Source organism: Treponema saccharophilum DSM 2985 (assembly GCF_000255555.1).
Taxonomy (GTDB): domain Bacteria; phylum Spirochaetota; class Spirochaetia; order Treponematales; family Treponemataceae; genus Treponema_D; species Treponema_D saccharophilum.
The window spans coordinates 55,561-68,763 of sequence record NZ_AGRW01000046.1; the positions used below are offsets into that span (position 1 = coordinate 55,561).

The 13,203-nt window shown below is 49.0% G+C and carries 2 protein-coding genes; one reads left to right on the top strand and one right to left on the bottom strand.

Features of this window, described 5'->3' with window-relative positions; all coding sequences use genetic code 11:
* The first annotated feature begins 84 nt into the window (after positions 1-84).
* Positions 85-12,612 (top strand): hypothetical protein, encoded by a 12,528-nt coding sequence (locus TRESADRAFT_RS07260; RefSeq protein WP_002704325.1) that lies wholly within the window; start codon positions 85-87, stop codon positions 12,610-12,612.
* Between the two features lie 104 nt (positions 12,613-12,716).
* On the opposite strand, the gene TRESADRAFT_RS15995 is transcribed toward TRESADRAFT_RS07260, so the two are convergent.
* Entirely contained in the window at positions 12,717-12,971 is a 255-nt protein-coding gene (locus TRESADRAFT_RS15995) for a hypothetical protein (protein WP_141607243.1), read from the bottom strand.
* Positions 12,972-13,203 lie beyond the last annotated feature (232 nt).

Genomic DNA, 13,203 nt, shown 5'->3' on the forward strand with positions numbered 1-13,203 from the left:
CGGATTCATCTGCGCAAGAATTTCTGTTTTGATTTGGGGACGGGGGAATTTTCTTCCGTTCCCGGGAATATGAGAGAGATTTTTATGGATGATATGGTGATGAAGATGTTCAGGAAGATTTCGGCGTCAGTTGCATGTTGTGTTTCTCTTTTCGCGGTCGCGGGCTGCGATGTCGGTTTGGGCGAGTCGGTGGACACGTCGGCGCCGACGCTCTCAATCGAATACCCGCCGATTGCGGCTGTCATAAAGGATACGTTCGTTCTTTACGGCTCGTGCGATGACGACAAAGATGTCGCGTCCGTTTCCGTGCAGGTTGTGAACACGGAGACGAAGGAAGTCGTGGACACGCTGAATGCGACGATAGACGCGGGCGGAAAATCATGGCGCGTCGATGTGAACCCGTATATCGAGGAAACGGGGAAATACAAATATCTCGACGGGACATACCAGTTCAGCGTGAGCGCGGTTGATGGCGCGGGGCACTCGTCCGGCGAAAGCTCGCGCACGTTCGACCTCGACAACACCGCGCCAGTGTTCATCATATCGAAGCCGGGCGTCAGGAAGGGCGAGAACAAATCCGCGTCAAAATACGGTTCCGTGTTCACGATTGACGGCACGATTGCCGACGACCACACAATCGCCGTTATGGACGTGAAGATTTTCAGCAGCACGACGGGCGAGCTTCTTTCCGCCGAAACGTACGACGGCGAGCAGCTTGAGTCGTTCCGCGAGGAGGAGATTGCGACTGCCGGCGGAACGAGCGTGACGATAGCTCAGTACGGAAGCGGAACGCGCTATTCTCAGCTCCATCCGAATGACAGCGGGACGGAAACTTACTATGCGGAAATATCTCTTTCCGACAATGCGGAAACCTACAATAATCCGGCGGAAAGCGATCGGAGCGCCGCGGAATCGAAAGCCGATTCCATAGGGAACACGACGTCAAAGCTCTATCTTTACGATGACGTATACACCTCGCTGATGAGCACGAAAAAGGGGCTTGGGCTTTCCGCCGCCGACCTCAAAAACATCCTGAACGGAACTGTCTCGAACGATGAGGCGCTCGCGAAACTGGCGGAAAGCGAGACTGACACGTCCGCCGACACGGACAGCAAGCTTCTGTTCTCGCTGAACCCCGAGTCGAACCCGACGTACACGGTTTCCGGGTACGGATTCGATTTTTCGGGAAACGGGACGATTCAGTCCGCGTCGAGCGGAAATACCGTGAACTTCACGCTGAATTCAGGACTTGACGGCGTGAAGGTGGACCCGTCTACGCTGAAAGTCTGGATAAAAAGGTACGAATCGAAACCGAACGACGAGTCCTCGATAAAAGAGGATATCGCAAGCCTCGTAGGAAAAGTCGGCCCGCTCGACGCGAACGCGAAAAGCGACGGCGAGAAGACGATTTCCGATGAAGACAAGCAGCGGATATCCGACGAGGACGGCTGGACGTGCATCTTTGATTATTGCGACTATACGGGAAGTTCCGTCGATGTCGAGTCGGTCGCAATCACATTGCCGACGAACATAAAAATCAACAAATACTACATTCTCGCGGCGACGGGCTACGACGTTGACGACGTTGCGTTCTCGCACAACACGGTGTACGGATTTGCGGGCAACGAGCAGGGAATTGCGCCAACAATCGAATTCACTTCGCCGGAAAACGCTGCATTCGTCAACGCTTCCGACTTCTCGTTCGTCGGAACTGCCGTCGTGAACAGCGAGTCGCTTTTCGTCAAGAAACTCGTCGGAACGGTTACCGCGGCGAGCGGAAGCAACTCGAATATCGGAAGCCGCGAAATCACCCTTTCGCGCATGACCGTCGCGGAGGATATGGCGTGCGAGGATTCTGAGCTTGGGGAGGCGTTCACTTTCGACCGTTCGACGGGCATCTGGACGTTTACGCCTTCAAAAATCCCGAATTTCGTTTCCGAAACGGGAGCTGCAACGAAATATACGCTGAGCCTTTTTGCTGAATCCTCTTCCGGGCACAACATCACGATGTCGACCATGGTGCAGCTCGACACGACGAAGCCGGTCGTCACAATCACGACGGTCACGCCGACGGTTTCTGGAGCGGACTTCGACGGAAGCGACAACGTGTACATCAACGGAACTGTGCGCATAATGGGTTCAATCGTCGAGCAGAACTTGGCTTCTGTTACCTACGACATTTGGGCTTCTACTGATTTGACTAAGGAGCTTACCGCCTCTGATTCCATTCTTGCCCAGATGAAAGCTGCCACTGAGAACAATCCGAATATTCCTGCCGCCTACGACGGAAATCTCGAAACATCGAACTCAATCGACGTGTCGTTCATGTCGTCGATGGTCACCCAAGGGATGATACGGGGTGGCGCAATTGCGAAGGACCAGCCTATAAAAATACGCGTGGTCATTACCGCGACGGACAAAGTTGGCAATGTCGGAATTTATTCTTCCGATGAATACAACGATGGAAAGGACTTCATCATATACCAGGAGACCGACCGCCCGAAAATCACGTTCGGCAACGCGGACTCTTCTGTGACGAGCGAGAGCGGAATAAACTCCGAGACAAACCTTTTCGGAACGACAAGCAACAACAAGCTTTCATTGAGCTTTGAGGATGACGACTCCGTGGCAAAATACGAGGTCTATCTCTACAATTCTGACGGAACGGCTCTCGCCGCTGTTAACGACGCTTATGGCGACGCGAATCCATATTCGCTTTCTCCGAACAAGACAACAGCCAGCCTGAACTATCTTTTGCCTGAGACTGAGGGCGTGTACCAGGTGAAGGTCGTCGCTTGCGACAGTGGATATGTCGGAGTGGAAGCCACATCATTTACGGACGCTTTCAGAAGAATTGAAGTTGGCAACTTCTTCATCGCGGTTGATTCCGGCGCACCGACACTGAGCGTGGATTCTGTTTCGGCATACGTTTCGACTACCGACTCAATCACGGGAACTGTTTCTCCGTCTACGAAGAGCTTCGACAACGGAACTGAAATTTCCGCCGTATTCCTCGATTCGGAGCTGCAGGAACTTGCAACACAGCCGGCAACGCTCTCGGCAACTATGGACGGAACTTCATGGACGTTCCCGCTCTCAGCTCTTCCAGCAAACACAAGCAAAAAATACATTCTGAAAATCACCGCCACGGACAAGTATCAGCAGAAATCCTCTACGAACGTGACATTCTCGATGGACCCGAACGAGCCGACAATTACGGAACCGACTTCAAAGCAGACCGTAAAACTCGATGAGTCAAGCTATGTTACTTTGAATGTTGTAGTAAGCGACGACGATGGCGGAAGTGGACTTTCTACAGTCGGATATTATCTTTCAGAAGACAACACGGCACCTTCTTCTTACGACAGTGTTACATGGACTGCCATGAACCAGACAAACGATGACTGGCGAACGACATTCGACACTTCTTCTGTAAAAAATGAAGACGGAATCTTGTATGCCTTCTTTGGCGCAAAAGACAACGCTGGAAACACACAAGTCTCAACTTCTTCAATAGAACTAACAATCGACAAGACGGCTCCTGCAATCACGGTGACTGGCTTTGACGGAAATGCGGTTTCTGCGAACGGAAGCGCAACGACAAAAGACAGCACAAAAACATTCTCGGTTGAAGTTGCCGACACGAACCTTGATTCTCTTGTTTCAGATAATTCTTCCGTTACTGTTGGAACTGGCTCTGTTTCTGGCGATGTGACAACATACCCTGTTACAGTCGGCTGGACGGATTCAAATGGAAGCGTTGAAGATTCAAAAACAGTCACATTCACTGCAAAAGATACAAACGGTCGCGAGACGACAAAGAAAGTCACTCTTGCGTGCGACAACAACGCTCCTCGCGTAACGCTCGGAACGACGAACGAATTCGCAACGTCAGCTCCTCAGCTTTCTGGAACGATTAAGGACGCAAACATCACAAAATCGGCAAGCGACCTCAAAGTTTATCTTGTTGGAAGCGCGACAAAAGAAGGTGCCGTTACAATCGACTCTGACGGAAAATGGACTGCGACGTTCAGCGGCGTTGACGCGGGAACGTACGGAATCGCGCTCCTCGCAAAAGACACGTTCGGAAACGAAAGCGCATACGCTACGAGCGGCACGACTGTTCCTTCATTTACGGGAACGGCTGTTGCCCTTACAAACTCAAAAATCACAATCGACGCGACCGCCCCTGAGCTTTCGGGCAGCGTAAAAGTCGGAACGAGCGCGAACCCGACAACAACGGTCGAGTCTTCTTTCTATTCGAACGGCTCCGCTGACATCTACATTGCAGGAAAAGTCGCCGACGAAACTGGCGGAAGCGGAATCGACACCAGCAAAGTCTGGATTCTTCCATACAGCAAAGTCACTTCCGAAACTGCAACCGACACGAACAAAGCGACTGTCGATGAAAACGGGAATTTCACGTTCACGCTTTCTTCTTCATCAATCTCGAAATCTGGCAACGTGTACATCCGCGTGGCAGACAAAGCCGGAAACATCACGGACACGAGCTTGTTCGCAATCACTTTCGACAATACTGCACCGAAGATTCAGAGCGCAACGCTTTCAGGAACGAAAGTCGCGGGAACGGAATCTTACACTGCATACAAGTCGGGAACGGACGAAAGCGGAAACGACAAATATTTCGTGAACACAACGAGCGGAAACACATTCTCTGTTTCTGGAATCGCGACCGACAATTTGGGACTCGCAAAACTTGAGCTTTTTGTTAACGGAACAAGCGCAGGTTCAATTACGGACGAGAACAAACTTTCTGAATGGAAATTCGAGAATGTCGTCCTCGCTTCCGACAGCACGAGCGCGACACTCACTCTTACGGATAAAGCAGGCAACACTGCGGAAAAGACAATCGCGCTCGTTTCCGACACTACAGCCCCAGCTTCCCAGCACGACGAAGGAACGACGGACAGCTACTTTAGAATAGGCGACGCTGCTGAAGACTCTGTGAGCGACGTTGGCGCAAAATACACCGCTGGAACATACGGAAACTCTACGACAATCAAAGTTCGCGGAACGTTTACCGAAACAGGAAGCGGAACTTCGCTCATTTACTACAAACTTTTCAAAAATACTCTTCCGACGGAAACTGAACTCACTGACTTCGCTAAAGACCCGGACGGAAAAAAGACCGGTTATTTCTCACCGCTTTCTAGTGCTGAAGAAAAAACAGTCGGCGGAACGAAAATCGAGTCCACATTCAAGACGAATATTTCGGGCTTTGAGGAAGGAAAGAACTACCTCGCGCTTGTTGCTGTCGATAACGTCGGAAACAAAGCTATTGACGGAATTACGTTCACTGCGGATGAAAAAACGCTCAACTGCTATTCAATCAACGTTGACTCAAAAGCTCCGACCGTTAAGGGCGAGAACGGAACTGCACTTACGAACGGAGCAGGCGAGGGCGACGACGCTTACATTGTGTTCACGGGAACGGCTACGGATGCAAATTCTGGAATCAAGTCTGTCAGCGTGAGCGTCACGATTGGCGAAGAGGACAAGGCTGTTTCTGACGTTACTGTTGAAGATGCGACCGGCGATGACAACACGGAGAATGACTCGAACAAGAAGAAGTGGACTGCAAAAATTCCAAAATCACTCTTCTCTTCTATTTCATCCGGAAACTGCCCTGTTTACGCGACCGCAATCGACAATGCGGGCGAGGGAAACAAGCAGACTGTGAGCGTAGGCCAGATTTCAGTCGATAAAGTTCTGCCGAGGGTGAAGCTCAATTCTATAAGCGACGCTTATTCTTCTACGGAAAACGATGACACCGAAATCAACGGAACAATCGCGCTTTCGGGAACTGTGGAAGACGAAAACACATTGCGGGAAAATGGCGAAAACGATGTCAGCAACACGGTCACGAAAATCCGCTACGCTCAATTTGATACAAAGCCAACTTCTGCGCCTGCAAATAATTCAGCTAGCTGGCAGACTTTGAGCGGGCTTTCAATCACGGGCAACTACTCATTCAAGGTTGCAGGTTTTGACACGACAAAACTTGCAGACGAGAAATACTATTACATTCAGGCTGTTGCTGTTGACAAGGCCGGAAACGAAGGCTACTCAGAAGCGAAACTCGTGAAAGTCTCTCAGGACACTGACCGCCCAATCGTAAAAGTTACAAACATTACAAAGAGCGGCTCTGAATACTTCCTCAAGTACGGAACGAACGCGCAGATTTCAGGAAGCATCTCAGATGACGACGCAACTTCTTCCGCAGTCGTAAAAGTATTCAAAGCTTCTTCTTCCGAAATAAAACTCGGCTCTGATGGAAAAGTCGATACATCTTCTCTTACAGGCACGACGACTTTCACCGAATCTACTGGTGAATGGACGTTCACACCTGCCAACACGGAAGACGGCTCAAAAGATGTTTATTTCTACGCGGAAGACAACAACGGAAAAGTTGTTTACACAGGCTGCACGGCACTTCTCTATCCGTCAAATACAACCGTTACTGCCCGTCCTTACTTCCAGTACAAGACTTCGGACAAAGAAGAGAGCGCAACATATCTCACATACAAATCAGACTCGAAATCGCCAGTTGTTGCGGAAACTACTGAAAGCGACAGCGGAATTGATGTGGACGGAAAAGCAGCTTCTTCAAGTGGAAACGCGCTTCTTTCAAGCTTCGTCGTGGGCGGAACGAAAAAGCAGAATATCAGCTTTGTGATTACCGCAACCGACGCTTCGGGAATCGCAGGTCTCGCACTTGACCTTTACTACATTGATTCTAATGGTAAGACTCATTACATCGCAAACAAAGCGACAAACTGGGATGTAAATGAAGAAGACAATAAGAAATACATTGCCGGAGTTGAGCTCGTCGAAGATGACTCTGTAACATATGAGAACGACAACTCAAAGTGGGCTCAGACAGAAGAAGGAGTTGACACTTCATGGACGTGGGAAACTGGAAATATCGACATTTCTGAGGTTCCGACGGGAACGGTAACCCTGAACATTACTCCGTACGACAAGGCAGGACTCACAGGAAACCAGTCATTCACGTTCAGCGTTGACAACACAGGACCGGCAATCAGCGTCACAAGCCCGGCTACGAACGAGGAATGCACTGGCGACATCACGATAAAAGGAACGACGACCGACACGGGAAGCGCGGGCGCATACACCATTCAGTGGATTGTTCCGACTGATACAGAAAGAACAACTGCGGGAAGCAAAACTGATTCTGCTGAAAAGCTTGCATATTACAAAGGTCTCAAATGGAACGGCGGAACGGGTTCTCTTTATGATGAAGCTACCGTAAACGTGTGGGAATTCAAATTCGACGGCAATTATGATGAAGCTTCGTCAAACGCAAATGGCTTCGTATTCAACGCAGGAAACCCGAATTTCACAGTTTACGATTCTGCTGACTTTGCGACGAATGATGACTGCACGACAAGCGACATCTACAATTTGCCTGTTTACTTCATGGCGACGGACAATCTCGGAAACAGCACTGTGTATACTTCATTCTCAATCCGCCATAATCCTCAGTGGGATAAGCCTAAGACAGAATTCACTTATCCGACGACGAAGGATTATGACAAGAATGCTTCTGGAACGAGCCAGGGCTATGTAACTCTCGGCGGCACAATCCGCGCCACAGGTTCTGCTGAAATCCCTTCGGGAACTACGACAGTCGGCGCAATCTACGTTCAGGTTGCAGATTCCGCTGCAGGATTTACTGCAAGTGACAAAACAAAAGCTTCCACAGCTGTGGACATTAAGAACAAGACCGGAACGAAAACCGACGGAACTTCATACACCTACAGCGAAAATGACGGCGGCTACGGGCTCACAGTTGTGAGCGCATACGAGGCATTAGAGGCATTGAAAGGCACAGCTGTGACTGTTACCGATGATGCTGGCGCAAAAACATACGGATTCTCGTCAAAGGCTGCAATGGATGCATGGTGGGGTGTCAAGGCGAACGGAACTGCTTCATGGAACATCACTTTGAACAGCGATGACGGCATGAACCCGTCTGGCGCGGAAGATTCTGGAACGAACGACATTGCGCTCCGTGCTTGCGGTATCAATGCGGACGGAAAATTCGGCGCATGGTCAGAGTCCGTCGAAATCCACATCGACGATGCCGCTCCGACAATCTCAAGCGCGGTGAACCAGTATTCTGACACGCTCACTTCTTCGAACATTGTTTCGGGAACTTCTGCCGTAGCTTCAAGCTCAGGTCAGTCTTACGTTTCTGATATGTTCCTCCGCGGACAGTGGTATCTCGTTCTCGACATTCTCGATGAGACCGGCATTTCTGAGCTTACAGTCAAGCAGACATTGATAGAGGACTCTTCCGAGACAACTTCAACACTGGCAGCCGGAAGCGGATATTTCGTGGCTTCGGTTAACGTGGATGTTACAGATCTTCCAAAAATCACGGACTCTACAACTACGAAGAAGGGAAGAAAAGTGTTCATCCCGATTAGTCATGAAAAGAGCCAGGTCAAATATACGGTAGTCGCAAAAGATGCCGACGCTACGGGACACGTCGCGAACCAGGAATTCAGCTTCAAGATTGACAACGATGCTCCGACACTGGCAAGCATAAAGAATAACGAAACTTTGCTTTCTGTCTCTAGCGAGAACACTGTCATCGAAAGCAACTCCGTCTATGCGTTCGGTGGTGAATCCGAGGATTCTGGTTCCGGCGTTGAGCGTGTCGTATTCTACTTCATGCGCAAACACGACGAGACGACAATGACAACTACAAATGACTGCCTCCTCGACCCGATGATTACGACAAGTACTGCGGATTCAAAAGTCGCAATGAGCGGTTTGACTCCTCTTGAAATAACTCAAGGCAGCGAAACATTCTATCTCTATGCAAAAGACATCAGCGGAAGTGTAACTGCAAACACATTCGAAGGAACTCTCGACACTCATATCAGGGAGGGCGGACTTGTTTACATTGACGGCGTTTACAGAAAAATCACTTCGATTTCTGGCAGCACTGTGAACTTTGAGCCGGCACTTGCGTCATCTTCTTCTTCAATCGGAAGCGGAAAAACAGTCAGCTTCCCGATTGCGCAGGTAATCGACGCGAACAATACGCCGGAATTGACTTCTGCCAATCCGTTTACGTTTGCTACAGGAAAAGACGACGGCGACGGAATGCCTGAATCGTTCACAAAGAGCGGAACGAAGTGGACTTGGGATGCTTCAATCCATTCTGTAAATATCCCTGACGGACCTGCAACTCTCGTAGTCCTCGCATTTGACGAGGCCGGCAACGTGGCAAAAAAATCATACAGCGTTATGGTTGCAAACAACGCGCCTAAACTCGCGAAAGTCTTCCTCGGAACCGACTTGAACAACAACAGCAAGTACGAGAACGAGGAATTCGAAACATACAATATCCTCGGTGCGGCAGGAAACGAGCAGGAAACATACACCCTCAACTTTGCAAGCTTCGCAGAGGATTACTCGGATTATGTTTCAAACAGCACTGGAAAATTCACGGTAAAGAACAAGCTTGCCGTCATTCCTGAAATCGTTGGCGGAAACGGAAGCATTCAGATGGTCGCAAAGAAAGGCGCGACAACTGAAACTGCCGTTACAAGCGCAAACGGAACTGCAAAGGCTTCGATTACAGATAAGACTTCTACGGCAACAAGTGCAACGGCTCTTACAGACACAACAACTGTTACTGCTGACACGTTTGCGGCTTCCAAAGTCGGAAACAAGTTCTTTGCTTACGAACTTACGAACATGGAACTCGTCGGAAAGACGACCGGGCCAGTAGAAAGCGACGACGGAACAGACAAATCATTCTCATTCACCTTCTGGGATTCTACGGAAGAGCGCACGCAGGGCACGAACTCGCAGAATGCAGTTCTCCTTGTAGAGGACTTCGAGTTCGACCTCGTTGACGGAACTGCACCGAAGGTTGTTGTCAATCCGTTCTACTGGAAGAAACTTAATTCGAACTCAATCTATGGCTCGGACGTAACCGACGAAGATGATAATTACACAGTTTCTTCAATCGGAGACCTTAAAGGACACATTGAGCTTGAGAACGACATCAAAGACAATACATCTATAACAAGCGTTCTCGGTACAGACCCGAAAGTTTCCGGCAAAATCACGTTTACAGGAACGGCTTATGACGAACATTCTCTTAAAAGCCTTGCATTCACATTCTCAAACGGAACTGTAACGCCGTTTAATAATGTTTTGATGGCAACCTACAACCAGAATACGTCAAAATGGACTCCTGCAACTGCAACAATGTCAGATGACGGCTACGAAGTTTCAATTACTGAAGCCGCAGGAGATTCTTACGGCGTATTTAATGACAGCGTGTACTTTGGTCAGAAAGGACACAAAATCTACTGGAAGCTCTCAATCGACACAGAGAAACTCAGCACAACTGTTGCGACTGACATGAGCCTTACCGTACTTGCGACAGACCTTTCTGGCAATGTGACATCGACCGACAGCACAAAGATTTCTGCTCCAACAAAAAGTCCAAACTACATTCCGGGACAGGAACTTTCTGATTCAGTAACGTACACTGTAACCGACGGAACGACGAACTATCCGATTTACCAGATGGACGTTGTGCCGTATGTTACGAAGGTTTATACGACCCTTGCAAAGAACAAGACTTCAAACTGGTCTGTTTACAACAGAACTGCGCTCGGACATTACCCTGTTCAGTCGGTTGTCTCAAATATCAGCGGAATAACGCTGAAAACTACGACGAGCGAAGATGTCACTTTGTATGGCTTCAACTTGAACAGCAGCACTGCAACAATCACGAGCGGAAGCAACTCATTTGTTACAACTGCTACTGGTAATCTCAAACTCACAGTTGGTACAGATTCAACTTATGGTCAGAAAGTTAGCTTCAATGTAGCAAAACTTTCATCCGGCATTTTGAATCTTAAAGTCGGCGGCATTTCGGTTCTGAACAACATCAACAACAATAATTCGAAAGGTGCTGCAAGTGGTACTGGAACGGCTTATGCAAACTGCTACAACCGCCAGCCGAACGGTGACACGAACAACATTCTCGCCGATGACATTGTATTCGACGTTTGGGAATTCAATGACCGGGCGGCAGAACCGATTAACGGACTTGCGGCAGGAATCAACATGGAAATCAACCAGACGACCGGAATGTTGAACTACGCTTTTGCAAACGGTGGTTTGTATTTCAGCATGGGCGGTAACACAAATAAGACTACTGCATACGATGCAACGAACAGCTACTCTTCAATTTACTGGGCTGGCGATTACGACACATTCGCAAGCCCTTGCGTAGGCTTCCACGTTGACGAGCTTGGCTATACCTATGCCGTAGATTCGGGCGGTGACACGAATACAAGTGGTTCGGTTGACAAATGGGTTTTCTATTCAAGTAGATGGACACAAGGAAGAAGAGATACTGAAGGAACTCTCAGCGGAAGTAATTCTCTTCGCCTTGAAGAAATTGGCTTGAAAACTGGAACCAGTGGTCTTGACTACTCTCTTATGAAGTACAGATTCCTTTCTTCGGAATTCGCTTCGACAGTCAATAAGACAAACAGTACGACAAATCTCTATATGGTTTATTACGACGCTCTCTGTAACCAGATTCGCTTCAGGGCTGGAACGTTCTCTGGAACTGACAGGCAACCTACAGGCGGTTTCCAGGATGAATACACAAACGGTGCTTCATCTTACTACAAGACAAACAACTGCCAGATAATCGCAAACGGATCTGCAGGCGCAACGTTCAAGACTTCTGCAACAGAAAGCAAGACTGTCGCAGGAATTTCAGGACGCGGTGCCGGACAGTATGTTGATGTTGCAGTTGTGAAGAATGGAACGAGAGATGTCGTCTGTGTTGTCTGGTATGACGTTGAAGCGAACAACATGAAGTTCAGCTACATCACCGACCCGATTTCTAAGTGGAATTCGTTGAAAGGCAATGAGACGGCGGCTTCTTGGTCAACACCGCAGACAATCTTCTCTGAAGGCGGAGAATACTGCCACATCGTTGCGGACAAAAATAATCATCTGCACGTTGCGGCGTATGCAGGAAACGGCGACGTAATGTACGCTTACCTCGACACATATTCAAGCGATGCGCAGACTTGTACAGTCGATGCGTCTGGTTCTGTCGGCGAGCATTTGACTTTGGATGTTGCGGTAAATTCTGCAAATCACAGCATTCCGTACATCGGTTACTACACTGGCGCAATCAAAAAGCCGAAATACGCTTACCTTGTTGACCCGACAATCGAAGATTCGACTGCGACATTCACGCAAGTTGCAGACGGTGCCGACAGCAGCGAACTTTTCACAGGCGATTGGGAAGTTGCCGTTGTACCAACACCAAGTACCATGACAACAAACCGCGAGGATAAGGTGAACGTTGGTGTCTGGAAGTCATCTGGAGTTCTGAAAGATTCTAAGGTTGGCGGAGAAATCAAGAACAGCTCAAGCGGCGGAACTTTCAACGGTTACAGCTCAACCAACTGGAGCAAGACATTCGGTAACGGAACTGCAAACGGTGTTCTCGGCTATCAGATTTCAACGGCTACAGGCTCATGCCTTGAAACCGCCCAGATGCGATAACGCAAGCAGGCATTTCGCTTGCTTCCACACACACCCGCGCGCCGCATTCTGTGGTGGTGCGGGCGTTTTTTTATGTGCGCGCGTGGTGCGAAAAACAAGCGGATTTATTTGTTCTCGCTGATGTTCGAGAGTGACTTCTGTGCGTTCATAAGTCCTGCCTCCTTGTTTGTGAGTTTCTGGATTAAATCCTGATTTTGCGTTCCGTCGCCGCTTCCAAAAAAGAATGCAACGCTGCCTTCGACTCCTTCGTCGGCTGCGTGAACAGCGCCTCGAGCGTGGAATCCACTCGCGGGTTGAGCATCGCGCCGTTTCCATTCTTGAGACATATTCTTCTTTGCTGATGAAATCCTCTTTGACAATGAGCATGTTTTATATTGGCTTGTATGATTTTTATAGTGACGGGCAGCTTGTGGCGGAATCACAGGCCCGCGAGGAATGTGTCCGTGCACATGCGGCATCGTCCTGAATACAAGAACGGGATGCTCCCGAAAAATTCGCGGTGGGAATTTTGACCGTCGGCATTCTCAATCCAGACAGGCCGATTTTTTTTATAAAAGGGTTCTTTTTTTTCTCTTTCGTGTTTCCCAAGAA

Bases quoted from the DNA above. Each gene is read 5' to 3' on its own strand.
- TRESADRAFT_RS07260 (WP_002704325.1), top strand. From the start codon at position 85: ATGGATGATATGGTGATGAAGATGTTCAGGAAGATTTCGGCGTCAGTT.